This is a genomic window from Limnohabitans sp. DM1 (assembly GCF_001269385.1).
In the GTDB taxonomy this organism is placed as follows: Bacteria; Pseudomonadota; Gammaproteobacteria; order Burkholderiales; family Burkholderiaceae_C; genus Limnohabitans_A.
In genome coordinates, this window is sequence record NZ_CXOO01000012.1 from 1 (window position 1) to 25,237 (window position 25,237).

Sequence of the window (25,237 nt, forward strand, 5' to 3'; positions counted from 1 at the left end):
CAACATACTTTTCGCACACGGCCAGAACCTTGTGCGGCGACTCCCCGACAAGACGCGAGACGGCGGCAAATGGCATCTGGCCAGACAGCATCAGAATGAAGGCTTCAAACAGCAAGGTGAAGCCATTAAGTCGCCCGGCAAAATCAGGCTCGACCAACCGCACCGAACCGTTGGGAAGTTTCACGCGAGGCGTGCGAACTTGCAGATGGCACTCGTGTTGAAAGAAGTTCAGGTGCCGATACGTCTTGGCCACCGTGTCGTGCACACCATGCAGCCCATCGTGACCCGAGACTGCAAAGCGACTGCCGACTTTGAAGTCAATCAATATCGTCAAGGTCTTGGCACCTTCGTCGAACTCAACCGAGGCAACGCACCACGGGTCAGTGATGCCCAGGGCAGATTCAAACAGCTTGGCAGTCATCAATTCACGCTCAAAAGTTGATCAATATGGCAGAAGCTTACCCACTCAAATTTCAAGAGAACCAAATAGTTTGCGCGCCCTTTGAATGAGCAACGCAGCCAAGTCGGCCCAGATGCGCCAGTCGCGCGACTCGTTGGCATCGGCCAAGGTGGAGCGGTGAGGGGCATGCCGAAAGCCCATGGCATAGAGCTTGTTGGCATTGGCACCCAAACTCGCTTCGATGTCGCGCAACGACTCTCGCCAGGTCAACTGGGCAAAAGCCATGATGCGGAACTGCTCGGTACAACGCAAACGTCGCACACCCGAGTCGCCCCCATAGCGGTTGACGATGCGAGAAAAGCTGGTCCAAGGCACAAACTCCATGATTTGTGCAAACAAGGTTTTGCCGACATTCATGGCAAGGCTCCAAGGGCGATAGTCCTTGGAAATTACACAGGAATGGCAAACTGGATTTCAAATCGGCACCAAACAAAAATCAGCTGCAGGCCGCATGGATTCGAGACTTCAGCCTCAAACCAATCGATTTAACCGGACACTACTGATCACAGGACTATGTTGAAGGACCTGGCTTTGTGAAGCTGCTGCGCCCTGAGGGTGAGATTGATTTTGTGGCGTCGCCCAATTTGACGGCTCAGCCTTTTGAAGAGTGGACCTTGCTGGGGCGCAAAGTCAAAGTCGAGACCTCGGCCGAAATCGTCGCCAAGAAACTGTGGCACCGAGGTGACCGGGCCACGGCCCGTGATTTGTTCGATCTGTCTTTGGTCATCGAACGTGAGCCTGATGCTTTGGCCACGGCTTCGCCGTATCTCACGCGACACCGAGCAGCATTTTTGTCGCAGCTTGAACAACGGCGTGCGGTGCTGTCTGCGCAGTTTGAGGCGATTGACACCCTTGAGTATCGGCCGAGTTACAACGAATCCCTTGAGCGAGCGCGCATCTACTTGAGCCAGCTGCCCTGAAGGCACAAAGACAAAGTCTGGCGCGAGGGGATGTCCACCCGCTGGCTGGGTACATACCAACCCACTTGGGGTATTTAGCCTGACCAAAGCTCAAAGCCCATGACCCCCCATCACATCACCACCCTCCCCGCACTGCGCCAGCTCTTCGGCCCCGCCCGTGAGCGGGCGCTCAAAAAAGAAATCCCGGCGCTCGATGCGCATGCGGTGCAGTTCATTGGTTTGTCGCCCTTTGTGGTGCTGGCCAGCAGCGATGCGCAGGGGCAGATGGACGCCTCGCCTCGCGGGGGCGATGCGGGTTTCGTCAAGGTGCTGAACGCGCAGACGCTGCTCGTGCCCGATGCGCCGGGCAACAACCGGCTGGACACGCTGGAGAACATCATCGCCACGGGCCGCTTGGGCACTTTGTTCATGGTGCCGGGCTTTGACGAGACCTTGCGCGTCAACGGACGCGCCGTGTTGTCCACCGACCCGGCTGACTTGGCGCTGTGCGCCGATGCGCGGCGCACGCCCGCGCTGGTGATCCGCTTGACGGTGGCGTCGGTGTACCTGCATTGCGCCAAGGCTTTCATGCGTTCGGGCTTGTGGGATGCTTCGCGCCACACTGACCGGGCGCAAATGCCCAGCATGGGCGAGATGATGCGCGACCAGATCCGCAGCTTCAAGGGTGAAGAGATCGAGGTGGAAGCCCAAGCCGAGATGTTGGCGCGTTACCAGCAGTCGCTTTGACCAGATTCGCATGCCCACATGGGGCATGCGAGCCCACTCCGTTCAATGATTCAACTGCCCCCAAGCCTTCTCCAGCCGCTTGATGCTCACCGGCTGCGGGGTGCGCAGCTCTTGCGCGAAGAAGCTCACGCGCAGCTCTTCGAGTAGCCAACGGAACTCGAGCATGCGGGCGTCTTGCGCGCCTTTGCGTTCGGCCACCAGGCGCCAGTAGCGTTGCTCTTGCGGTTTTAGCTCGGTCAGGCGCTGGGCGTCGCGGGCGGGGTCGGCGCGGTATTTATCGAGGCGCAGGGTCACGGCCTTGAGGTAGCGGGCGCAGTGCTGCAGCTGCGCCCACGGGGTGGCGGCCATGAAGTTTTTGGGCATCAGGCGTTGAAGTTGCTGGGTGCAGTCGGCCGTCGCATCGGGGGCGTTTTTGGTGTCCTTGATCTTGCGGGTGGCCGCGCCAAATTCCAGCAAGATGGTGCCCGCCAGCCGGGCCACTTCGTTGGCGATCAAGGTGAGGCGGCCACGGCCTTCTTCGATGCGGCGCTTGAAGGTGGCTTCGTCGTTGGGCAGCGGGTCGAGCAAAAAGGCGCGGTCCAGCGCCACGTCGATGATCTGGGCTTTCAATTCATCCGCCGTGCCCAGCGGCATGTAGGCCACGGCCATTTTTTGCAGGTCGGGGATGTTTTTCTCAAGGTACTTGAGCGCGTCTTTGATCTGCAGCGCAAACAGGCGGCGCAAGCCAGCGCGGTTTTTGCTGGCGGCCACGTCGGGCTCGTCAAACACTTCGATGGTCACGGCGTCTTGCACGTCCACCAGCGCGGGAAAGCCGATCAGGGTCTGGCCGCCTTTGCTGATTTCCATCAGCTCGGGCAGTTCCCCGAAGGTCCAGGTGGTGTAGCGCTGGGGGGCCAGGGGTTTGGGGGCTGCGGCGGCTTTGGCCGAGGCGGGTGCGCGTTGGCTGGATGGCCGCGCTTCACTCGCATTGACCGGAGAGTGGTCCGCATTGTTTTGAGGTGAGTTCGCAGGTAATGGACTGGCGGCGACTTTCAGCTGCGCCAGCGCCTGAAACGCACCTCGCGCTTTGGCACCCAGCTCGCCTTTGAGCGCGCCCAAGTTGCGGCCCATGCCCAGCTGGCGGCCGTGTTCGTCCACCACCAGCAGGTTCATGAACAAATGCGGGCTGAGCATCTCGTGTTTGAAGTCGGTGCGCTTCACGTCCAGGCTGGTTTCGTCGCGCACTTTTTTGAGCAGCACGTCGGTCAGCGATCCGGTCCCAAACAACTCGGGCACCGACAGCTCGGCCGCCAAGCGCGTGGCCGATTCGGGCAGGGGCACAAAGCGGCTGCGCGGGCGCTGCGGCAGACTCTTGAGCAGGGCCTGGATCTTGTCTTTGAGCAGGCCGGGCACCAGCCATTCGCAGCGGTCTTCGCTGACTTGGTTGAGCACAAACAACGGCACCGTCACGGTGACCCCATCGCGGGCGTCGCCCGGTTGGTGCAGATAAGTGGCCGTGCAGTCGGTGCCACCCAAACGGATCTGTTTGGGGAAGGCCTGCGTGGTGATGCCTGCGGCTTCGTGGCGCATCAGCTCTTCGCGCGTCAGCATCAGCAGGCGCGGTTGCTTGGCGCTCTCATGGCGATACCAGTCTTCCAGCAGGCGGCCGCTGCACACTTCGGGGGGGATCTGCTGGTCGTAAAAGGCGTAGATCAGCTCGTCGTCCACCAGCACGTCTTGCCTGCGCGACTTGTGTTCCAGCTCTTCGACCTTGGCGATCATCTTGTGGTTGGCGGCCAGGAAAGGCAGCTTGGTCTCCCACTGGTCGCCCACCAGCGCTTCGCGGATGAAGATGACGCGTGCGCCGTGCAGGTCCACCCGGCTGTAGGCCGTGCGCCGCCCGCTGTAAACCACCAGGCCATACAGCGTGGCGCGTTCCAGCGCCACCACTTCGGCGGATTTCTTTTCCCAATGCGGGTCGAGCACCTGTTTGCGCAGGAGGTGCGCGCCGACTTGCTCCAGCCACTGCGGCTCGATGGCCGCGATGCCCCGGCCAAACAGGCGCGTGGTCTCCACCAGCTCGGCCACCACAATCCAACGGCCCGGCTTTTTGCTCAAGTGTGCGCCGGGATGTTTGTGGAACTTGATGCCGCGTGCGCCCAGATAGGCTTCTTCGTCTTCGAGTTTGTAGCCTACGTTGCCCAGCAGACCTGCCAGCATGGACAGGTGCAATTGCTCATAACTCGCAGGCTGCGTGTTGATGCGCCACTTGTGTTCGGCCACCACGGTGAGCAGCTGGGTGTGCGTGTCCCGCCACTCGCGCACGCGCCGGATGTTGATGAAGTTCTGGCGGAGCAGCTGCTCGTATTGGCGGTTGCTCAGCTTGTGCTGCGGCGCTTCTTTAATCGGGGTCAGATCCCGATTGTTTTGACCCGGCTGGACTGGCGAATTTAATTGGGATCTGACCCCAATTGTTTTAGAGGGCCCGCCTCGGGCGTCATGAATCCATTTCCACAGTTTCAGGTAACCGGTGAACTCGCTTTTGTCGTCATCAAACTTGGCGTGTTGCTGGTCGGCCTGGGCCTGGGCGTCCATCGGGCGGTCGCGCACGTCTTGCACGCTCATGGCGCTGGCAATGACCAGCACTTCGTCCAGGGCGTTGCGGTGACGCGCTTCCAGAATCATGCGGCCCACACGCGGGTCCAGCGGCAGACGGGCCAGCTCTTGGCCAATGGGGGTGAGTTCGTTGTCGTCATCGACTGCGCCCAGCTCGGCCAGTAATTGGTAGCCGTCGGTGATGGCGCGTTTGGAAGGCGCTTCGATGAACGGGAAGTCTTCCACCACGCCCAGGTGCAGGCTCTTCATGCGCAAGATCACGCCCGCCAAGGACGAGCGCAAGATTTCCGGATCGGTGAAGCGGGGGCGGCCTGCAAAGTCTTTGTCGTCGTACAGGCGGATGCAGATGCCGTTGGCCACGCGGCCGCAGCGGCCCGCCCGCTGGTTGGCCGCCGCCTGGCTGATCGGCTCGACCATGAGCTGCTCGACCTTGCTGCGCAGGCTGTAGCGTTTGACCCGCGCCGTGCCCGCGTCGATCACATAACGGATGCCCGGCACCGTCAAAGAAGTCTCGGCCACGTTGGTGGCAAGAACGATGCGGCGGCCGTTGGACGCTTCAAAAATCTGGTCTTGCTCGGCCTGCGACAGGCGGGCAAACAAAGGCAAAACTTCGGCACCCCGCGTGAGTGGCTGGTGCGCCAAGTGCTTGCGCAGGTGGTCGGCGGCTTCGCGGATCTCGCGCTCGCCGGGCAAAAAGATCAGGATGTCGCCCGCTGCCCCGCCTTGCCAGAGTTCGTCCACCGCATCGGCCATAGCCTCGTTCAGGCCATAGTCACGCGACTCTTCAAACGGGCGGTAACGCTGCTCCACCGGGAAGGTGCGGCCGGACACCATGATGACCGGGGCCGGACCGTTGCGCGAGGCAAAGTGCTTGGCAAACCGGTCGGCGTCGATGGTGGCCGAAGTCACCACGATTTTGAGGTCCGGGCGTCGCGGCAAGATCTGGCGCAGGTAACCCAGCAAGAAGTCGATGTTCAGGCTGCGTTCGTGCGCCTCGTCGATGATGATGGTGTCGTAGGCCTGCAGCAGCGGGTCGGTTTGCGTTTCGGCCAACAAAATACCGTCGGTCATGAGCTTGACCGAGGCGTTTTTGCTCAAACGGTCCTGAAACCGCACCTTGAAACCCACCACCTCGCCCAGCGGCGTTTTGAGTTCTTCGGCAATCCGCTTGGCCACCGAGCTGGCCGCAATGCGCCGGGGCTGGGTGTGGCCGATCATCCGCGCCCGCTCGCCCGGCTTGGCGTTGAGCTTGCCGCGCCCCAGCATCAGCGCAATTTTGGGCAGCTGCGTGGTCTTGCCCGAGCCGGTTTCACCGCACACGATGATGACCTGGTGCTGGTCCATGGCGGCCATGATTTCGTCACGGCGGGCCGAGACGGGCAGGCCTTCGGGGAAGTCGATTTGGAGTTCAGACATGGGTCAAATGAAAGGGTAATGGCGCGAACAAGCAGTGCTTACAAAGTACGACCCAAAGGCAGATACAGCGTCATGGGCTTGTCGGCACAGGGCGTGAAGCCGTAATGCAGGTAAAAATTTTGGGCAGCTGTGTCTTTGGCGTCCACCAGCATGGCAAAGGCCGCCACATGCTGGCGCGCTTGCAGGCACCGCTGCACCGCCAAGCCCACCAGCACCTGGCCCAGGCCCTGCCCACGAAAGCGCAGGTCCACCACCAAACGCCCGAGCCTGAAACAGGGCACGGGGTATGGGGGCAAGGTTTTGCGGGTCTCGGCAGGCAGCGCGGCGTGGGCCACATGGGCTGCGCTCAGGCTGTAGTAGCCGAGGATGGTTGGCGGGGCATCGCTGTCCACCAGCACGCGCACCGTGCTGATGCCTTTTTTCTGGTGCTGCGCGGCCAGTCGGTGCAGGTAGTCGTTGAGCGGCGGCACGCCGCAGTCAAAAGATGAACGGTCGTGGCGCTGGGCTTCGAGCAGTTGCTCTTCAAGCACGCTTGACCTTTGCCGCATCGGCCAGGGCACCCTGCAAGGCGGCGTTGGGCGCAAAGTCGGCGTTCAGTGCGGCGGCAAAGGCCTGAAAGTCCCGGTCGCTCAGGGTGATCCGCGATTCGCGCTCCAGCAACTCCAGCGCCTTGTCTTTGGCTGCCGCCCGCATGAAGGCCGACATGGTCGTGCCCATGAGCGCTGCCGCACGCGAGACCACGTCTTTTTCAGCGGCGTCCATTTTCAGGTCCAGTCGGGCAGCAGAAGCGGTCATGGTGCGGTCCTTTGAAGCGGGGTGCGAAGGTCTCGTGGGTCAATGGGTACGGAATTTTACCGTATGAATTTGTTACCCCAGGGGTCATATTTTGTTGTCAAAAAAGTTCACGTGAACACGTGCTACACTGATTTACGTGTTTTTCTAGAAAGAGATTTTTCATGAGCAATCTCACCATTTCCGTTGACGAAAACCTGATTAAGCAAGCCCGTATCAAAGCCATCCAAGAAGGCACATCGCTGAGCGCAAAGATGCGCGAACTGCTGTCCTTGTATGTCCGGCAAGACACACCCGCTGCCCCCATCGTGATTCCCAAACTGCCTGTCTCCAAAGCCCGGGGCGGCCTGCAACCGGGTATTGACCCGAGCAGTAACCGCTCCATGTATGACGCGATGGACGCGGACATGGACCTGACGCGGCTGTCATGACGCCTGATGTCAATGTGCTGGCGGCCGCTTACCGGCCCGACCACCCGCACCACTTGCCTGCCCGCGCCTGGCTGGACGACGCCGTTGTGCAAGCAGCCAACGGACGCACCAGCCTGATGCTGCTGGGCATGGTGGTGACAGGTTTGATACGGATCACCACCCACCCCAAAATTTTTCAACAAACAGATCCTTTACAAGACGTGACCGACTTTGTGGACAGCCTGCTCAGCTGCCCCGGCGTGCAATTTCAGCCGCAGGGTGCCACCTGGCCCAATCTGCGGCAAGTGTGTCTGGCACAACAAGCCACAGGCAACTTGATCACCGATGCATGGATCGCCGCAACGGTGATGCAATCCGGTGAGACACTCTGCACATTCGACCGCGATTTTTCGCGTCTGCTTCCCGCAGACCAACTTCTTTTGCTCAAGCCCTGACACCTCAAGCCCATGTCCACAGTCTTCAACTTCACCTTCGTGCCCTGGTTCCGCTCGGTCGCGCCTTACATCCACATGCACCGGGGCAAGACCTTTGTGGTGGGCATTGCGGGCGAGGCGATTGCGGCGGGCAAGTTGCACAATCTGGCACAAGACTTGGCGCTGATCCAGAGCATGGGCGTCAAGATCGTGCTGGTGCACGGCTTTCGCCCGCAAGTCAATGAACAGCTGGCCGCCAAGGGCCACACCCCCAAGTACTCGCACGGCATCCGCATCACCGACAGCGTGGCGCTCGACTGCGCCCAAGAGGCCGCGGGTCAACTGCGTTACGAGATCGAAGCCGCCTTCAGCCAGGGCTTGCCCAACACGCCCATGGCGGGCTCCACCGTACGGGTGATTTCGGGCAACTTCATCACCGCACGACCCGTGGGCATTGTGGACGGGGTGGACTTCATCCACTCGGGCCTGGTGCGCAAGGTCGATGTCGACGGCATCATGCGAACCCTCGACATGGGCGCGATGGTGCTGCTCTCGCCCTTTGGCTTCTCGCCCACGGGCGAGGCCTTCAACCTGACCATGGAAGAAGTGGCCACCAGCGTGGCGGCCGAGTTGCAAGCCGACAAACTGATTTTTGTGACCGAGATCCCGGGCATCCGCATGCAGCCCAGCGAGCCGGCCAGCGAAGACAACCCGATCGACACCGAGCTGCCCCTGGCTGCCGCCAAACAGTTGCTCGCTTCACTGCCCACGCCCACCGAGCCGACCGACATCGGCTTTTACCTGCAGCACTGCGTCAAAGCGTGCGAAGAAGGCGTGGAACGCTCGCACATCCTGCCCTTTGCGGTGGACGGCGCTTTGCTGCTCGAAATTTATGTGCACGACGGCATTGGCACCATGGTGGTGGACGAAAAGCTCGAAGAGCTGCGCGAAGCCACGTCCGACGACGTGGGCGGCATCTTGCAGCTGATCGAGCCCTTTGAGAAAGACGGCACGCTGGTCAAGCGCGACCGCACCGAGATCGAGCGCGACATCGACCACTACACCATCATTGACCACGACGGCGTGATCTTTGCCTGCGCCGCGCTCTACCCCTACCCGGAAGCCAAAACGGCCGAGATGGCGGCGCTCACCGTGTCGCCCCAGTCACAAGGTCAGGGCGATGGCGAAAAGGTGCTCAAGCGCATCGAGCAACGCGCCCGCGCCATGGGCCTCAAGAGCATTTTTGTACTGACCACGCGCACCATGCACTGGTTCATCAAACGCGGCTTTGCGCAGGTGGACCCGGACTGGCTGCCCGAGGCGCGTAAACGCAAATACAACTGGGACCGAAAGAGCCAGGTGCTGGTCAAGAAGCTGTGAAAGAAAACGTGCTGGCAGCGCGCTTGTTGCAGCGCATGCCCATCAGCTGGCACATGGCGAGCTTCAGGACAAGGAAAAATCCACCGCCGCCATGGCGTGCAACGCTGTGGTGTCAAAGCTGGGCAAGCCGCCGTCACCAGGGTGCAAGATCATGGTCAGTTCGGTGCAGCCCAATATCACGCCTTGCGCGCCTTGGGCCGTCAAATCGCGCACCAGGGCCGCGAGCTTCTGGCGCGAATCCTCCTTCACTACGCCCTGGCACAGCTCTTCAAAAATGACCCGGTGCGCCTCGATGCGCCCGGGCTCATCGGGCACCACACACGCGATGCCCCTTGCCGCCAGCCGATCGCGCATGAAGGCTTGCTCCATGGTGAAGCGGGTGCCCAGCAGGCCCACCTTGTGCAAACCAGCAGCCAAAATCGCGTCGGCGGTCACGTCGGCAATGTGCAACAAGGGCAAGGCGGTCACTGATTGCACCTCCTGCGCGATGCGGTGCATGGTGTTGGTGCAGATCAGCAAGACTTCGGCACCGCTCCTTTCGAGTTGGCGCGCTGCCGTTTGCAATATCTCGGTCATGCGCAGCCAGTCACCCTGCTTTTGCAGATCGGCAATTTCCTGAAAGTCCAGGCTGATGAGGTGCACCCGCGCCGAGTGCAGACCGCCATGGCGCTTGGCCACTTCGCGGTTGATGTGTTGGTAATAAAGCGCCGTGGATTCCCAACTCATGCCGCCGATCAAACCAATTTTTTTCATGCCCGCCTTCTTTGCAAAATGAGTCTCAAAGTTTGCCACCAGACGACCAGCATGAAGTTTCAAAATTACGCACGAAATGGCTTTTTTTTGGAATAATTTTCTACAATCTAGCCATGAAACAGAAACTGGATGCAATAGATCGAAAATTGCTGGAATTGCTGCAAAAGAGCAGCGACTTGCCGATCAACGAGCTGGCCGCCGCCGTGCACCTGACGGCAACGCCTTGCTGGCGTCGCATTCAGAGGCTCAAGGATCTGGGCGTGATCTCTCAGCAGGTGGCGCTGGTGGATCGGCAAAAGGTGAATCTGGGGGTGACGGTGTTTGTGGCGGTGCGCACGCGTGACCACGACCTGCCCTGGCTGGAGAAGTTTCGGGCCACAGTGCAGACCATCCCTGAAATCGTCGAGGTCTACCGCATGAGCGGTGATGTGGACTACCTGCTGCGGGTGGTGGTGCCCGACATTGCCGCTTACGACCAGGTGTACAAGCAGCTGATTCAGCAGGTGCCGCTGTCAGATGTGAGTTCGAGCTTTGCCATGGAAGAGCTGAAATACACCACCGCCGTGCCGCTCAATTACGCCGCTGGCTGACGCGACTTGAAGGCCACCCACAGGCCCAAAAGGCCAAACGCCACAAAGCACACAAACGACCAGTTGGCAATGGAGCCGCCCAAAAAGGTCCAGTCGATCTTGGTGCAGTCGCCGCTGCCCTTGAAGATCATGGGAATGGCGCGGTTGATGGGAAAGTTTTCGACCATGCCGTAAAAGTCTCGGCCACAGCTCACGACTTCGGGCGGGTACCACTGCAGCCAGCTTTGGCGTGCGGCCGTGAAGGCGCCAAAGCCCGCCACCAGCGCCAGCAAGAAACCCGACACCGCAAGGCCCCACCCCCGCAAACGCCAGCCCACAGCCGCCAACACCACCACGCCGATCAGTGCATAGCGCTGCACGATGCACATGGGGCAGGGGTTCAGGCCCACTACATGCTGCAAATACAGGCCAAAAGCCAACATGCCGATGCCCGACAAGGCGATCAAGGCCATCCAGCGTGGGGGGGTGAGGGTGTTCATGTTCATGGGCAAGGGGGTTACAAAAGCAAACGGGCGCATTGTGCGCCCGTGGGGTGATTGGCTGGGTGGGGCAAATCACATGGCCCCAACCCGATCAGGCATTGCAAGGCCCTGTGCGGCACATCAGGCGTCGGCAAAGGCCCGCTCAATCACAAAGGCGCCCGGTGTGCTGGTGTTGCCTTCTTTGAGGCCACGCTCTTCGCAGATGCGCTTCAAGTCGCGCAGCATTTCGGGTGAGCCGCAAATCATGACGCGGTCGGTTTCAGCATTGAGCGGGGGCAGGCCCAGGTCGGCAAAGAGTTTGCCGTTTTCCATCAAGTCGGTCACCCGGCCCTGGTTTTTATAGGCCTCACGGGTCACGGTGGGGTAGTACAGCAACTGCTTTGTCACCATCTCGCCCAGGAACTCGTTGGCAGGCAAATCCTGGGTGATGTAGTCGTGGTAGGCCAGTTCATTGACCTGGCGCACGCCGTGCACCAGGATGACTTTTTCAAAGCGCTCGTAGGTTTCAGGGTCGCGGATGATGCTCATGAAGGGCGCCAGACCCGTGCCGGTGGACAGCAAATACAGGTTTTTGCCAGGCAGCAAATAGTCGCACAGCAGCGTGCCTGTGGGCTTGCGGCCCACGACGATGGTGTCGCCCACCTGGATGTGTTGCAACCTGGAGGTCAGCGGGCCATCGGGCACCTTGATGCTCAAAAATTCGAGGTGCTCTTCGTAGTTGGCGCTGGCAATCGAATAGGCGCGCAAAAGCGGTTTGCCGCTTTCCTGGCGCAGGCCAATCATGGTGAAGTGGCCATTCGAAAAGCGCAGGGCCTGATCGCGGGTGGTGGTGAAGCTGAACAAGCGGTCCGTCCAGTGGTGAACGCTCAAAACGCGCTCTTCGAGAAATGCACTCATTTGATTTGTTTCGGTTTGGGCCGGGGCCAGAGCCCCAATGCCGCTAAGGGATGCTGAAAGCTTGCTACAGTTGCGGCCTGCAAGAACACGAAGATGGCGCGGCCGCTGGGCAACAACGCGTATTTTCGTGCGATTTGTTCACAACTGGAAATACGTAAATTCTATATCCGTATAACCAGCGCTTCTTAAGACAGTTCAAGGCTCGACAACACCATGGCACGCACCGTTCAATGCATCAAACTCGGCAAAGAGGCCGAAGGTCTGGATTTTCCGCCCTACCCCGGCGAGCTGGGCAAGCGCATCTGGGAGGGCGTGAGCAAGCAAGCCTGGGCCGACTGGCTCAAGCACCAGACCATGCTGGTCAATGAAAACCGCCTGAACCTGGCCGATCTGCGCGCCCGCCAGTACCTGGCCCGCCAGATGGAAAACCATTTCTTTGGTGACGGTGCTGACGCCGCGCAAGGCTACGTGCCGCCTCCTGCGGCTTGATTCGGTCAGTGAGTGCAGCCCATTTAGCTGGGTTATCAGGCGCTACTCCTGCACAACTCCTGCACGCATGCGGTCTGTTGCCCCACCCAAGCGGCATGCCCGAGTGGGCTGACCTGCGCCAATGGCATGTGATGCAGGTGGGCGATGCCGTCCACGGCCTGGCCTTTTTGGCCTCCTGGCAGGCCTGGCTGCAAGACCCCCGCAGACCTGATCGCCTGTTTTTCAGCGTGCTGGCGGACCACCCCTGCGCCTTGCAAGACCTGCAGGCCATCGCCCAAAACCATCCGGCACTCGCGGGCTTGAGCGCGTCACTCAGACGGCAATGGCGGGGCCTGATGCCCGGCACGCACCGGCTGGTGTTTGAAGAGGGCCGCGTTCAGCTGACGCTGCACCTGGGCGCGCCCGAAAAAACCCTGCGCGAGATGGATGTGGCCGCTGACAGCGTCTTGCTGGGCAGCCCGCAGTGCCAGCCCGCCCCGAGCCAAGACACCCGCCAAGGCGCCTCACGCTTGCAAAGGCTGCAAGCAGTCTCTCGCCTGTGCCGCCCAGGCACACGGCTGGCCATGGAGCGGACGAGCGACATGCCATCGGCTGAAGAATGGCTGCAATGCGGCTTTCAGCCCCTGCCCCACAAAGATTTGCCAGAAGCCACCTGCCTGAGCGCCCTGTATGCGCCCGCCTGGCAGCCGCGCAGCCGCCTGCGGCATGCGGCCCCACCGGCATCACGCCAGGCATTGGTGATCGGCGCGGGCTTGTCGGGCTCGGCGGTGGCCCACAGCCTGGCCTTGCGCGGCTGGGCGGTCACCGTGATCGACCAGGGCAGCAGCCCGGGCGCCGGGGCTTCCGGCCTGCCCGCCGGGCTGACCGCGCCCCATGTGTCACCCGACGACAACGTGCTCTCGCGCATCACCCGCTCAGGTGTGCGTGCCACGCTGCAACGCGCTGAGCAACTCCTGAAAACGGGTGCCGACTGGTCCCCCACAGGCGTGCTGGAACACCGTGTGGAAGGCAAACGCAGCTTGCCTACAGGCTCGGACTGGCCCGAGGCAGCCCACGAATGGAGCACACAGGCCACCCCCGAACACCTTCGCCAAGCGGGCTTGGCGCCCAGCGACAACGCGCTTTGGCACAAGCTGGCGGGCTGGCTTCGCCCCCAGACTTTGGTCGCCGCTCAATTGAATACCCCCGGCGTCCTCACCCTGTGGGGCCAGCGCATGGCGCACTTGCAGCGCCTGCCAGATGCATCAGGTGGATCAGACGGGCAAACCCCGCTCACCTCGAACAAATGGCAAGCTTGCGACGCGGCTGGGAAGCCCATTGCGCAGGCTGAATGGGTGGTTTTTTCGGGGGGGTTTGACACCCTGCACATGCTCAACAGCCTGCCGCCCGATGCCGACAAACCCGCCATCCCGCTGAACCCGCTGCGCGGACAAATCAGTTTTGGCGAATTGGCGGGACTGCCCCAGGCCGCCACGCAGCAACTGCCGCCCTTCCCGGTGAACGGCCACGGCAGTTTCATCGCTGGCGTGCCCACGCCTGAGGGGGCCAACGGCTGGTTTATGGGGTCGACTTTTGAGCGCAACTGCACCCAGGCCCCCCTTCGGGAAGAAGACCACAGCGCCAACCACAAGCGCCTGGTCACGCTCTTGCCCACGCTGGGTGCCGCCATGGCCGGACAGTTTTCTGCACCCAAAGTGCAAGGCTGGGCGGGCCTGCGCTGCACCTTGCCAGACCGCTTGCCCGTGGTGGGACCCATCGACGCCACAACGTGGCCCGGCTTGTGGATCAGTGCAGGCATGGGGGCACGAGGCATCAGTTTGGCGGTCTTGTGTGGCGAAATGACGGCCGCTTTGCTGGAAAATGAGCCTTTGCCCCTGTCGCCATCCTTGGCGAAATCATTGCTTGCCGAACGTTTCAAAAAACGACAAAATCAACAACATTAAGACACCTTGGTCATATTGTTTAATACCTCAGTGTCATCACTGTCCGAAACCGACCCTCTCTCATGAATTCCTTGACTGCATCGACCGATGCAACGACCCCACTGTGGCCCTGGAGCCCCTCGGACCGCCTGCGCATCGAAAAATGTGCCGCCTCCCTGATGCAGCACAACCAAAGCCTGGCGCTGTTTTGCACCTCGTCCGACTTTTTGAGCCACAACTGTCAAACCCTGGTGAACCAACTGACAGCGCAGAACCCTGAGCTCACGGTCAAATACTTTTCGGGTGAAAAAAGCCAGCCTCTGCTGGCCAAAATCAACGAACGGCTGGCAGATTTATCAATTGATCTGGCCATGAAACCCGGCGCCATCAGCACCCCGGTCAAGATCTGGGTGATCGACAAGGCCCAATTGCTGGCGGTACACGAGTTGTCGCTGCTTCAGCGCTTGCTCAAACACTTTCCCAGCTTTGGTGTCGGGCTGATCTTGCTGTTCACAGGCCCCGAACAAGCGCTGCCACAAAGCCTGGAACCGGGCACCCGCATCGAGAGCTGGAACATTCCATGGACACCGCCCAGCCAGCCCAAGGCCTCGGGCGCAATGACCCTGTCGCGCACCTCGTGGGCGGGCGTGGCCGGGGGGCTGGCGCTCATCGCGGCTGGCTTGACCTGGCAAACACTGGCTCCAGGTGCTGGGGCGAATGCACCCCGCCATTCAGCAACGGATACACCAGCTGCTGCACCGACAGCAGCCGCCTCCGAAGCGGCCGCAGCCTCCGAGGCCAGGGCAGCGTCCGAGCCCGGCGCCGCATCCAATGCGGCCCCTGCCTCCGCACTGCCATCGGCATCCGAGGCTTTGCAAGCACCCCTCACGCCCGCAACCGTGGTGGCGCCCGCTGTGTCCAGCAATGCCACGCCCGGCGTGGCGCAAGCGGCATTGACCGCGTCTGCCCCCTCTGAGGCGGCCGTTCCGGAGCCCTTGCCCAAAGTCGCCGTCAAAGGTCGCCAATGGCTCAACACATTGCCCAAAGACAGTTTCCTCATCGAACACGGCCAATTCAGCACGGCAAGCAAGGCGCAACAACTGATTCAATCCAAAACCTGGTTGGCCAATGCCCGGATCGTTCCCGTGTACGAACGCGATCAGGGTGCCCTTCAGTTCAGCGTACTCACCGGCCCATTCAGGTCACAAGAGCGCGCCCAGACCTTCAAATCACGTCAAGAGCTGCCCAGCACCAGCAAAATCCGCTCCCGAGCCAACGTCCTGGCACACAGCCAAGCCCCGGGCAGCAAAGCCAAACAGGCGGAAAAAAACCGCTGAGCCTTCGCACGGCGGGGGCTCATGCCTCCGCCGTGGTCTTCCTGCACCCAAGCCTGCCCGCGCCAAGCCCGTCACGCCCTCAGGACGGCCCTGTCAGCATTCGCGCAGCGCCACAGCGCCGTCTTCAAAACCAGACCTGAATACACACCCCCAGAGGATAGGCCTGTGTGCGCAAACGCCATCTTTATAAGCCTATGGAATATATACCCAACTAAAAAATCGTTTGTTTTGGCATAAAGCACGCTTAAAGTCGCCCCCATGGTTGATTTGGCTTATGTCTTTGCAGGTTTCTTCGTGGGCACCATCGTGGGCCTGACGGGGGTAGGTGGCGGCTCCTTGATGACGCCGCTGTTGATTTTTTTCTTTGGCGTCAAGCCCTATATGGCGGTCGGCACCGACTTGCTGTTTGCGGCTTTCACCAAACTGGGCGGCACCGTGAGCTTTGCCCGCCAGCGCATCGTGCCCTGGCGCGTGGTGGGCTTGCTCAGTGCGGGCAGCATTCCGGCCTGCTTGGTCACCCTGGGCTTTTTGCACGGGGTGGGACCAGCCTCCCCTGAGGTGCAGTCGCTGATGACCACCACATTGGGTGTGGCATTGCTGCTGACGGCCGCCGCCATGCTCTACAAGGCCGTGCGTGGCAAGCAAGTGCCCCGCCACCTGGCCAGTGCCGACGAAGCCCATGCCAGCACCCCACGCCACTGGAGCCTGCCGGTGGTGTTCGGTGCCCTGATTGGCACCTTGGTCACCCTCACCTCGGTCGGCGCGGGTGCCATTGGCGTCACCGTTTTGCTCTTGCTTTACCCCATGCTTCCCCTGCCGCGCATCGTGGCCGCCGACATCGCTTACGCCGTGCCGCTCACGCTGGTGGCTGGGCTGGGCCATGCCTCTTTGGGGTCTGTCGACTGGTCTTTGCTGGCCAAGCTGCTGGCGGGCTCACTCCCCGGCATCTGGCTGGGCTCACGCCTGACCCACCACACGCCCGACCGCGTGATCCGTTCCTTGCTTTCCGTCTTGCTGGCCTGGGCTGGCACCAAACTCGTTTTGATCTGAAGAAGAACCCTCATGTACCAATACACCGAATTTGACAAACAGTTCGTGCGCTCCCGCGCTGCTCAACACCGTGACCAACTCGAGCGCTATCAGGCCGGGCAACTCAGCGGCGATGAATTCAAGCCCCTGCGCCTGCAAAACGGCTGGTACGTGCAGCGCTACGCGCCCATGCTGCGCGTGGCCGTGCCTTATGGCGAAATCTCGGCGCCCCAGCTCAAAGTGCTGGCCCAAATTGCCCGCGAGTACGACACGCCCGACGCCGCCCTGCTGGCCGAAGCCCAGGCCACGCAAGACAAAATCGCCGGCTTGGCACCCAAACTGACCACCAACTACGGCCACTTCACCACCCGCCAAAACGTGCAGTTCAACTGGATTCCCCTGTCCAAATCGGCCGAGGTGATGGACCTGCTGGCCAGCGTGAACATGCACGGCATTCAGACCAGCGGCAACTGCATCCGCAACACCACCACCGACGAGTTGGCCGGTGTGGCGGTGGACGAAGTGGTCGATCCACGCCCTTACGCCGAGCTGATCCGCCAGTGGAGCACGCTGCACCCCGAGTTCGCGTTTTTGCCCCGCAAATTCAAGATCGCCATCACGGGCGCTGTGGAAGACCGCGCCGCCATTGGCTGGCACGACGTGGGCCTGCAAATGGTGAAGAACGCGGCTGGCGAAGTGGGCTTCAAGGTGCTGGTGGGCGGCGGCATGGGCCGCACGCCCACGGTGGGCACGCAGATCCGCGAGTTCCTGCCCTGGAACCAGATCATGAATTACCTCGAAGCCGTGATCCGCGTCTACAACCGCTGGGGCCGCCGAGACAACATCTACAAAGCGCGCATCAAAATTTTGGTGAAAGCCGAAGGCCAGCGTTACTTTGACGAAGTCGAGGCCGAGTACCAGGACATTCTGGTCAAGGACGGCGGCCTGCACACCATCCCGCAAGCCGAGTTCGACCGCGTGGCCGCCTGCTTTGCCGCGCCTGCTTTGAACCTGCCAAACGATGCGTCATGGGCCGCCAAGGCCGAAGCCGATGTCAGCATCGAAGCGGCCAAGACGCCAGCCTTTGCCCGCTGGATCACGCAAAACGTCAAGCTCCACCAGAACCCTGCCCTGCGCGCCGTGAGTTTGTCCTTCAAGCGCACGGGCCAAGCGCCGGGCGACGCCACCGCCGACCAGCTCGATGCCGCTGCGGCGCTGGTCGCCAAATACTCCGCTGGCGAAGCCCGCGTGACCCACACCCAAAACCTGGTCCTGCCCTGGGTGCGCCTGGACCAGTTGCACGCCCTGTGGCTCGAAGCCAAAGCGCTGGGACTGGCCCAGCCCAACATTGGTTTGCTGACCGACATGATCGCCTGCCCCGGCGGCGACTACTGCGCCCTGGCCAATGCCCGCTCGCTGCCTTTGGCGGCCGCCATCACCGAACGCTACCAGGACCTGGACGAGCTGAACGACCTGGGTCACATCGACTTCCACATCAGCGGCTGCATCAACTCCTGCGGTCACCACCACTCGGGCCACATCGGCATTTTGGGCGTGGACAAAGACGGCAAGGAGTGGTACCAGGTCACGCTGGGCGGCTCGGACGGCAAAGCGCTGTCAGGCCCCACCGTGGCGGGCAAGGTGGTCGGCCCTTCGTTCTCTTCGTTTGAAGTGCCTGACGTGATCGAAGCGATTCTGGACACCTACAAGGCCCTGCGCACCAGCCAAGGCCACAAGGCCGAAGCCTTCATCGACACCCTGCGCCGCGTGGGGCAAGAGCCGTTCAAAGCCGCCGCCAACGCCGCCCGCCACCCCGCCGAGGAAACCACCATCTGAAGCACTCTTGTAGGAGCCCACCCCGTGGGCGATTTTGCGAAAACATCGCCCACAGGGTGGGCTCCTACACAAAGACAAAACGACCATGAAAATCATTTCCGCCCAAGAACACCAAGCTGTTGAATCGCCTGTGGTCCTCACACTGGCCAACGACGCCGACCCTCGCGCGCTCGACCTGAGCGGCGTGACCCGCATCGATCTGCAGTTCCCCAAATTCACCGACGGCCGCGCCTACAGCCAGGCCTTTTTGCTGCGACGCCGCCTGGGCTTTGCGGGCGAGTTGCGCGCCACGGGGGATGTGCTGATCGACCAGCTGGTGCAGATGCAGCGCACGGGTTTTGACGTGGCCGTGCTGCGCGAGGGCGTGGACGCATCGGCAGCGCAGCGCCAGTTTGAGCGCTTTGCCGGGTTCTACCAAGGCTCGGCGGTCGAAACCCAACCGCACTTTGCCAAAGCCGCCTGAGGTCAGTGGCCACAGGACTATCAACAAAACCAACCCGCCGACACACATCCCTGTAGGAGCCCACCCCGTGGGCGATGTCCCCTGCGAAGGACCACCCACCATCGCCCACGGGGTGGTCTCCTACAAAAGACACACCATGACTTCTAGCCTGATTTCTTCCCGCAACGCGCCGCTCAAAGCCACCGAGCAAAACGCCCAAGCCAGCCCCGACTTTGCCGCCAAGCTGGCCGAAACGCAGGCGCTGCTGCAACGCGCTGCCGCCGAATTTGCGCCCGTGACCCAAGCCTCCAGCCTGGGTGCCGAAGACGTGGTGATCACCCACCTCATCAACCGTCTGCAGCTGGGCATCCCGGTCTTTGTGCTCGAAACCGGCGCGCTGCACACCGAAACCCTGGCCCTGCTGGAGCGCACGCAGGCGCATTCGCGTGCGCCCATCGTGGTGTACCGCCCGGTGCCCGAATCGGTCATCCAGTTCGTCCGTGAAAAAGGTCAGGACGCGATGTACCAGAGCATGGACTTGCGCAAGGCCTGCTGCGGCATCCGCAAGATAGAGCCGCTGGCCCGCGCCTTGACGGGCCAACGCGCCTGGATCACGGGTCTGCGTCAGGAGCAATCCAACGCCCGCGCCGAAGTGCCCCTGCTCGACACCAGTGAAGAAGCCTCCAAAAACCTGGCCAAGTTCAACCCGCTGGCCAGGTGGGCCTGGGGCGACGTGTGGCACTACATCGCCACGAACCAGGTGGACTACAACCCCTTGCACGACCAGTTTTTCCCGAGCATCGGCTGCGCCCCCTGCACCCGCGCCATCAGCCTGGGCGAGGAGTTCCGCGCCGGGCGCTGGTGGTGGGAGGACGAAGCGGCCAAGGAATGTGGCCTGCACGTCAAGAATTAAAAACTGATCAAAACCATCGCCAGCAGGGCTGGCTCCTAAACCCAAACGTAGAAAGCTTGTCTGTAGGAGCTTGCCCTGCAAGCGATTGACCAGCAGACCACTTTCAAGCGAATCGCCAGCAGGGCTGGCTCCTACAGAAAACAAAGAACGCACATGACCGCCATCACCCCAACCGAACTGCACACCCTGAGCAATGCCCACCTCGACGCGTTGGAAGAAGAAACCATCTTTATCCTGCGCGAAGTCGCCGCCGCTTTCGAGCGCCCCACCCTGCTGTTTTCGGGCGGCAAGGACTCGCTGGTCATGCTCAAGTGCGCCGAAAAAGCTTTTGGTGCCGGTCGCATTCCTTACCCGCTGCTCATGATCGACACGGGCCATAACTTCAAAGAAGTGACTGACTTCCGCGATTCACGGGCTAAAGAACTGGGGGCCGAGCTGATCGTGCGCAGCGTCGAAGACTCGATGAAGCGCGGCACTGTGCGTCTGGCCCACCCGGGCGAGAGCCGCAATGTGCACCAGTCGGTCACGCTGCTCGAAGCGATTGAAGAGTTCGGCTTTGACGCGCTGATTGGCGGTGCCCGCCGCGACGAAGAAAAGGCCCGCGCCAAGGAGCGCATCTTTTCGCACCGCGACAGCTTTGGCCAGTGGCAACCCAAGGCCCAGCGGCCCGAGCTGTGGACGCTGTTCAACCACAAGCTGCAACCGGGCGAGCACTTTCGTGTGTTCCCCATCAGCAACTGGACCGAGCTGGACGTGTGGCAATACATTGCCCGCGAACGCATTGCGCTGCCGTCGATCTACTACACCCACAAGCGCGAAGTGGTGGACCGCCGGGGCCTGCTGGTGCCGGTGACCGAGCTGACGCCACCCAAAGACGGCGAAGAAGTGGTTTTGCGCGACGTGCGTTTTCGCACTGTGGGCGACATCACCTGCACCTGCCCGGTGGAGAGCCTGGCAGCCACGCCTGAGCAGATCGTCATCGAAACGCTGGCCGCCGATGTGAGCGAACGCGGGGCCACGCGCATGGACGACAAGACGTCCGAGGCTTCGATGGAGAAGCGCAAGAAAGATGGGTACTTCTAAAGCCGCGAATGCCCCTTTGGGAGGTCGCCCCTGCGGCCGAATCAGAGGTGATGGCCAACCACCATTCGCGAGCAGGGCTCGCGCCTACAGAACACCGAAATAAGACGAATCATGCACAACGAACAACACTTTTCTGCCAAGTCCTCTGAAAGCAACACGCAAACCGCGTTGCGATTCATCACCTGCGGCTCGGTCGACGATGGCAAGAGCACGCTGATTGGCCGCCTGCTGGTCGACACCAAGGCCGTTCTGCAAGACCACCTGGCAGGGGTGCAGCGCTCGGGTGAAACCGACCTGGCCCTGTTGACCGACGGTTTGAGTGCCGAGCGTGAACAAGGCATCACCATCGACGTGGCCTACCGTTACTTCAACACCGAAGCCCGTAAATTCATCATCGGCGACGCACCCGGCCACGAGCAGTACACCCGCAACATGGTCACAGCCGCATCCAGCGCTGACGCTGCCGTGGTGCTGGTCGACGCCATCAAGCTCGACTGGGCCAACCCCAATTTGCAACTGCTGCCGCAAACACGCCGCCACTCGCTGCTGGTGAACCTGCTGCGCGTGCCCTCCATCGTGTTCGCCATCAACAAGCTTGATGCCGTGGCCGATCGGGCCGTGGCTTACCAAAACATCGCAGGCGCATTGCAAAAATTTGCCAAAGAAGCCGGAATCACCGTGACCGCCATGGTCCCCGTGTCGGCCCTGAAAGGCTGGAACGTGGTTGATTCGCAGCCCGACTGGTGCGGCTACACCGGCCCCAGCCTGCTCAGCATCCTCGAAGACCTGCCTGTGACCCCGGCCGAGACCGATGTGGCCTTCAGCTTCCCTGTTCAATGGGTCGAAAAGTTTCATGATTCCGGCGTGACCACCCAAGGCCGGCGCGTGTTCTGGGGCCGCGTGGCCACCGGCAGCGTCGAGCCAGGCCAGACCGTCAAGGTCTTCCCCAGCGGCCAAACCGCCGTGGTCTCCCAAGTGTTGAGCGCCACCCGCCAGCCGCAAAACAAAGCCGCAGGCCACAGCGCAGGCATCGTGCTCGACCGCGAGGTGGATGTGTCGCGTGGCGACTGGCTGCTGGCAGAACACGGCAGCCCCGAAGGCCAGCGCCAACTCAGCACCACCATCGCCTGGATGGACGACGAACCGCTGGTGGCAGGCCGCCTTTATTGGGCGCTGCACGGCCACCGCTGGGTCAAGGCCCGGGTGCAGCGCGTGGTGCACCGCCTGAATGTGAACACTCTGGCCGAGGAAGAAGCCACCGAACTGCCCCCCAACGCCATCGGCCATGTCACGCTGACCCTGCAAGAGCCATTGGCCACCCTGCCCTTTGCGCAGTCGCGCATTTTGGGCGCGCTGGTGCTCGTGGACACCGCCAGCCACAAAACCTCGGGGGCCGTGCTGGTGAACTGAGGGGGGCAGTTAAATGGGGTCACAGCTAATTGGGGTCAGATCCCAATTTAAAAATCACCAGGCGACTTTCAGGATTAATTGGGATCTGACCCCAATTAAGGTGCGATGACCCCGCCCGAACTTGTGCAGCCATCCACAATTTGAGCGCCATGGCCTTTCCAACTCCTTTAAAATCACCAGTTTAGTGCAGCACACGCAGCGCCATCTAATTTCCAGAGTCCACCATGACCCACGTTGTTTCCGAATCCTGTATCCAGTGCAAATACACCGACTGTGTGGACGTTTGCCCTGTGGACTGCTTCCGCGAAGGCCCCAACTTCCTGACCATCGACCCCGATGAATGCATCGACTGCGCCGTGTGCATCCCCGAGTGCCCCGTCAACGCCATCTACGCTGAAGAAGACCTGCCAGCCGACCAACAGCACATGACCCAACTGAACGCCGAGTTGGCTTTGCTGCCCGGCTGGAAAAGCATCACCAAGCGCAAGGCGCCCCTGCCAAGCGCTGAGGAGTGGAAAGACAAAACCGGCAAGTTGTCCGAGTTGATCCGCTGAACGCCAGCGCCCATGCGCTGACCGTTTGCCCAGCCCTTTCACATGGGGCTGATTTTTCGGCCATTTTCTTCAAGCCCCTCCCATGACCCAGGCCCCCATCGAGACCGAAGCACTGGTCATTGGCGCAGGCCCCGTGGGCCTGTTTCAGGTGTTTCAGTTGGGGCTGCAAGGCGTGCACTGCCAAGTGGTCGACGCCCTGCCCCATGCGGGCGGCCAATGCGCCGAGCTGTATGCGGGCAAACCGATTTACGACATCCCGGGCATCCCTTTTTGCACCGGCCAAGAGCTGGTCGAGCGCTTGCAGCAGCAAATGGCGCCCTTCAAACCCACCTTGCACCTGGGCCAGCAAGTCACCCACATCGAACGCCAAGCCGACCAGCGCTTGGCCATCACCACCGATGGCGGACAACACTTTCTCACCTCCACCTTGTTCATTGCGGCGGGCGTCGGCGCTTTTGTGCCGCGCCGCATGGTGCTCGATGGCCTGAGTGCTTTTGAAGGCACGCAGGTGTTTGCCGAACACCCTGCGCCCAAGCGCTGGGCAGGACACCATTTGGTGGTGGCCGGCGACGGCGACACCGCCTTGCAAACCTGCCTGGATGCCATGACAGGCCCGCACGCCGCAGCCAGCGTCACCCTGCTGCACCGACGCGACCAGTTCAGCGCCACACCCGAGTTGACCGAGCAAATGCGCCAAGCCTGCGTCCAAGGCCGCATGCGCTTTGTGGCCGGTCAGCCCACCGGCCTGAGGACCGAGCAAGGCCGCCTGCAAGCGCTGGAACTGCTCAACCCGCAAGGCGAAACCGAATGGCTGAGCCTGGATGTGCTGCAAACCTGTCTGGGCCTGTCGCCCAAATTAGGCCCCGTGGCGCAATGGGGCCTGGCCATGGAACGCAAGCAACTGGTGGTCAACACCGAAAACTTCGGGACTTCGGAGCCCGGCATCTTTGCCGTGGGTGACATCAACACCTACCCCGGCAAAAAGAAACTCATCCTCTGCGGCTTCCACGAAGCCACTTTGGCCGCCTTTGGCGCCCAGGCGCTGCTGCGACCTGAAGAAAAAACCCTGTTGCAGTACACCACCACTTCCACCTTGCTGCACCAGCGCCTGGGTATCGCCTGATCACCTAGGAACCCCAAACTTCGATCATGCAATCCCGCAGATCGGTCCCCGCAGAGTCCGACCTCTGCCAATTCACCCATACCGCCCAATGCACGCTCGCAAGGTGGGCAAGACCTTCATGCCGTCGACAGCATCTGGACGATGTCCAGAGCGCTTGTTGGGCGTTCCAGTCGGGCCACTTCTTGCCCGTCGCGCAGAAACACCAGCGTAGGCCAACGCTTGATGCGGTAGGAACGCCCCAGCGCACGGCCTGGCCCGTCTTCGATTTTGAGGTGTTTCCATTGCGGTTGACCTGCCAGCGCCCGGGCCACCGCAGGCTGTGCGGCGCGGCAGTGGCCGCACCAGTCGGTGCCAAACTCCAGCAAGGCCAGGCCACGTAAAGCCTCCACTTCGGCCCGGGTGGGTGCTTCAATGTCACTGAGGTAGGCAAGTGCAGCAGTCATCACGTGGGTCGAAAATGGGGATGCCGGATGATAGGGCAAGGCACTGCCCGCAGGTGATCGGCCGAGGCACCGCTGCTCTGCGCCTCAAACCCCAGCCAACTCGCGCAGCGCTTGCGGGTTGGGCAGTGACAGGATGCGGCCACCACCGCTGATGAGTTGGCGCTCACGCAAATGGCGCAACACGCGAGAGAAGGTTTCAGGGGCGATGCCCAATTGCGCCGCGATGGTGCGTTTGCGCTCGGTCAAAGTGACAGCCAGACCACCCGAGCCCTCCTGGGGCGCAGCATGCTGCAGCAACCATTCGGCGCAGCGCGCATCGGCGTCCTTGGAAAAACGACTCACGGCCAGATCGGTTTGCTGTCGCTGGGCTTTGGCCAAGTCCTTCAGCAGATTTTGCGTGCTGGCAGGCAAGGTGTTCACCTCGGCCAGAAAATCCTGCACACTGATGTAGTGCAATTCGACGGGCGTTTGCGCCACAGCGTCCACCGCATGGGTCAGGCCCAGCAAACCGGAAGCGGCCTCTAGCCAGAAAGGGCCTTCCACCGCTCCCAGCTGATGCTCCAGCGAACCGTGCTGCAACACCCCCAACGTGACCAGCCCTTTGCTGACGTGGATGATGCGGTCCACCACATCGCCCCGGTGCAGTAAAACAGTGCCCGCCGCCACAGTGACGCCAGGATGGGAGGTGAGGGAAGAAACGGATGCCAACATGATGGGCTCCACTGTGCCAGAGCATGTCGCCTGCGGTTTTGACACACATCAACTGGCCGCATGCCATGTGCTACTGCGCCGCACACAAGC

At 61.6% G+C, this 25,237-nt stretch carries 26 protein-coding genes and 1 pseudogene; 17 read left to right on the top strand and 10 right to left on the bottom strand.

Annotated elements, in window-relative coordinates; translation table 11 throughout:
* Both AMM33_RS04570 and AMM33_RS04575 read right to left on the bottom strand, forming a co-directional pair.
* A partial coding sequence (locus AMM33_RS04570; RefSeq protein ID WP_194945241.1) for a transposase family protein occupies window positions 1–421 on the bottom strand: 421 nt, incomplete at its 3' end.
* 63 nt (window positions 422–484) lie between these two features.
* A pseudogene (locus AMM33_RS04575) lies at window positions 485–817 on the bottom strand (DUF4372 domain-containing protein); the annotation flags it as partial.
* A gap of 176 nt (window positions 818–993) precedes the next feature.
* On the opposite strand from AMM33_RS04575, the gene AMM33_RS04580 reads away from it, so the two are divergent.
* Together AMM33_RS04580 and AMM33_RS04585 are read left to right on the top strand one after the other, a co-directional pair.
* Complete coding sequence (locus AMM33_RS04580; RefSeq protein WP_090139216.1) at window positions 994–1,380, top strand: nucleotidyl transferase AbiEii/AbiGii toxin family protein; 387 nt, start codon at window positions 994–996, stop codon at window positions 1,378–1,380.
* Window positions 1,381–1,479: 99 nt separating this feature from the next.
* Window positions 1,480–2,106, top strand: coding sequence for a pyridoxamine 5'-phosphate oxidase family protein (locus AMM33_RS04585; protein WP_090139217.1), 627 nt, complete (start codon window positions 1,480–1,482; stop codon window positions 2,104–2,106).
* Window positions 2,107–2,148: 42 nt separating this feature from the next.
* Here AMM33_RS04585 and hrpA read toward each other — a convergent pair whose 3' ends face one another.
* Genes hrpA through AMM33_RS04600 form a run of 3 tightly spaced genes read right to left on the bottom strand, consistent with a single transcriptional unit; the run spans window position 2,149 to window position 6,912 of the window.
* Window positions 2,149–6,117, bottom strand: coding sequence for an ATP-dependent RNA helicase HrpA (gene hrpA / locus AMM33_RS04590; protein WP_090139218.1), 3,969 nt, complete (start codon window positions 6,115–6,117; stop codon window positions 2,149–2,151).
* Window positions 6,118–6,155: 38 nt separating this feature from the next.
* On the bottom strand, window positions 6,156–6,647 hold the full coding sequence (locus AMM33_RS04595) for a GNAT family N-acetyltransferase (RefSeq protein WP_194945242.1): 492 nt from the start codon (window positions 6,645–6,647) through the stop codon (window positions 6,156–6,158).
* Window positions 6,640–6,912 (bottom strand): type II toxin-antitoxin system TacA family antitoxin, encoded by a 273-nt coding sequence (locus AMM33_RS04600; protein ID WP_090139220.1) that lies wholly within the window; start codon window positions 6,910–6,912, stop codon window positions 6,640–6,642. The genes AMM33_RS04595 and AMM33_RS04600 overlap by 8 nt, the downstream gene beginning before the upstream one ends.
* A gap of 161 nt (window positions 6,913–7,073) precedes the next feature.
* Between AMM33_RS04600 and AMM33_RS04605 the strand changes: the two genes are divergently transcribed.
* From AMM33_RS04605 to argA, 3 genes are read left to right on the top strand one after another with little or no spacing between them, the layout of a single operon-like run.
* A complete protein-coding gene (locus AMM33_RS04605; protein ID WP_090139221.1) occupies window positions 7,074–7,340 on the top strand; it encodes a hypothetical protein in 267 nt (88 codons plus the stop codon).
* Window positions 7,337–7,774: a TA system VapC family ribonuclease toxin gene (locus tag AMM33_RS04610; RefSeq protein WP_090139222.1), complete on the top strand. Its 438-nt coding sequence runs from the start codon at window positions 7,337–7,339 to the stop codon at window positions 7,772–7,774. The genes AMM33_RS04605 and AMM33_RS04610 overlap by 4 nt, the downstream gene beginning before the upstream one ends.
* A 12-nt stretch (window positions 7,775–7,786) precedes the next feature.
* The gene (gene argA, locus AMM33_RS04615; protein WP_090139223.1) at window positions 7,787–9,133 is read left to right on the top strand and encodes an amino-acid N-acetyltransferase; all 1,347 of its coding nucleotides are present in this window, start codon (window positions 7,787–7,789) and stop codon (window positions 9,131–9,133) included.
* Between the two features lie 63 nt (window positions 9,134–9,196).
* Here argA and AMM33_RS04620 read toward each other — a convergent pair whose 3' ends face one another.
* A complete protein-coding gene (locus tag AMM33_RS04620; RefSeq protein ID WP_090139224.1) occupies window positions 9,197–9,886 on the bottom strand; it encodes an aspartate/glutamate racemase family protein in 690 nt (229 codons plus the stop codon).
* A 113-nt stretch (window positions 9,887–9,999) separates the two neighbouring features.
* Between AMM33_RS04620 and AMM33_RS04625 the strand changes: the two genes are divergently transcribed.
* Complete coding sequence (locus AMM33_RS04625; protein WP_090139225.1) at window positions 10,000–10,476, top strand: Lrp/AsnC family transcriptional regulator; 477 nt, start codon at window positions 10,000–10,002, stop codon at window positions 10,474–10,476.
* Here AMM33_RS04625 and AMM33_RS04630 read toward each other — a convergent pair.
* A complete protein-coding gene (locus tag AMM33_RS04630) occupies window positions 10,461–10,967 on the bottom strand; it encodes a disulfide bond formation protein B (RefSeq protein WP_090139247.1) in 507 nt (168 codons plus the stop codon). The genes AMM33_RS04625 and AMM33_RS04630 overlap by 16 nt on opposite strands.
* A gap of 111 nt (window positions 10,968–11,078) precedes the next feature.
* Window positions 11,079–11,855 carry a ferredoxin--NADP reductase gene (locus tag AMM33_RS04635; RefSeq protein ID WP_090139226.1) on the bottom strand — a complete coding sequence of 259 codons (777 nt, stop codon included), beginning with the start codon at window positions 11,853–11,855 and terminating at the stop codon, window positions 11,079–11,081.
* Between the two features lie 213 nt (window positions 11,856–12,068).
* On the opposite strand from AMM33_RS04635, the gene AMM33_RS04640 reads away from it, so the two are divergent.
* The 11 genes from AMM33_RS04640 (at window position 12,069) to AMM33_RS04690 (ending at window position 23,993) form a co-directional block, all read left to right on the top strand.
* On the top strand, window positions 12,069–12,344 hold the full coding sequence (locus tag AMM33_RS04640) for an oxidative damage protection protein (protein ID WP_090139227.1): 276 nt from the start codon (window positions 12,069–12,071) through the stop codon (window positions 12,342–12,344).
* Window positions 12,345–12,439: 95 nt separating this feature from the next.
* Entirely contained in the window at window positions 12,440–14,287 is a 1,848-nt protein-coding gene (gene mnmC, locus AMM33_RS04645; RefSeq protein ID WP_228767963.1) for an FAD-dependent 5-carboxymethylaminomethyl-2-thiouridine(34) oxidoreductase MnmC1, read from the top strand.
* Window positions 14,288–14,349: 62 nt separating this feature from the next.
* The gene (locus AMM33_RS04650) at window positions 14,350–15,603 is read left to right on the top strand and encodes an SPOR domain-containing protein (protein WP_090139228.1); all 1,254 of its coding nucleotides are present in this window, start codon (window positions 14,350–14,352) and stop codon (window positions 15,601–15,603) included.
* A gap of 258 nt (window positions 15,604–15,861) precedes the next feature.
* Complete coding sequence (locus AMM33_RS04655; protein WP_090139229.1) at window positions 15,862–16,653, top strand: sulfite exporter TauE/SafE family protein; 792 nt, start codon at window positions 15,862–15,864, stop codon at window positions 16,651–16,653.
* Window positions 16,654–16,665: 12 nt separating this feature from the next.
* Window positions 16,666–18,468, top strand: a complete 1,803-nt coding sequence (locus AMM33_RS04660; RefSeq protein WP_090139230.1) for a nitrite/sulfite reductase — start codon at window positions 16,666–16,668, stop codon at window positions 18,466–18,468.
* Window positions 18,469–18,553: 85 nt separating this feature from the next.
* Window positions 18,554–18,931, top strand: coding sequence for a DUF934 domain-containing protein (locus AMM33_RS04665; RefSeq protein ID WP_090139231.1), 378 nt, complete (start codon window positions 18,554–18,556; stop codon window positions 18,929–18,931).
* Between the two features lie 136 nt (window positions 18,932–19,067).
* Window positions 19,068–19,823, top strand: a complete 756-nt coding sequence (locus AMM33_RS04670; protein ID WP_090139232.1) for a phosphoadenylyl-sulfate reductase — start codon at window positions 19,068–19,070, stop codon at window positions 19,821–19,823.
* Window positions 19,824–19,976: 153 nt separating this feature from the next.
* Complete coding sequence (gene cysD / locus AMM33_RS04675; RefSeq protein WP_090139233.1) at window positions 19,977–20,906, top strand: sulfate adenylyltransferase subunit CysD; 930 nt, start codon at window positions 19,977–19,979, stop codon at window positions 20,904–20,906.
* Window positions 20,907–21,017: 111 nt separating this feature from the next.
* Window positions 21,018–22,316, top strand: a complete 1,299-nt coding sequence (locus tag AMM33_RS04680; RefSeq protein WP_090139234.1) for a sulfate adenylyltransferase subunit 1 — start codon at window positions 21,018–21,020, stop codon at window positions 22,314–22,316.
* Window positions 22,317–22,540: 224 nt separating this feature from the next.
* Window positions 22,541–22,870, top strand: coding sequence for a ferredoxin FdxA (gene fdxA / locus AMM33_RS04685; RefSeq protein ID WP_090139235.1), 330 nt, complete (start codon window positions 22,541–22,543; stop codon window positions 22,868–22,870).
* Window positions 22,871–22,952: 82 nt separating this feature from the next.
* Complete coding sequence (locus AMM33_RS04690) at window positions 22,953–23,993, top strand: NAD(P)/FAD-dependent oxidoreductase (RefSeq protein ID WP_090139236.1); 1,041 nt, start codon at window positions 22,953–22,955, stop codon at window positions 23,991–23,993.
* A gap of 116 nt (window positions 23,994–24,109) precedes the next feature.
* On the opposite strand, the gene AMM33_RS04695 is transcribed toward AMM33_RS04690, so the two are convergent.
* Both AMM33_RS04695 and AMM33_RS04700 read right to left on the bottom strand, forming a co-directional pair.
* Window positions 24,110–24,436: a thioredoxin family protein gene (locus AMM33_RS04695; protein WP_090139237.1), complete on the bottom strand. Its 327-nt coding sequence runs from the start codon at window positions 24,434–24,436 to the stop codon at window positions 24,110–24,112.
* A gap of 84 nt (window positions 24,437–24,520) precedes the next feature.
* Entirely contained in the window at window positions 24,521–25,147 is a 627-nt protein-coding gene (locus AMM33_RS04700; protein ID WP_090139238.1) for a Crp/Fnr family transcriptional regulator, read from the bottom strand.
* Window positions 25,148–25,237 lie beyond the last annotated feature (90 nt).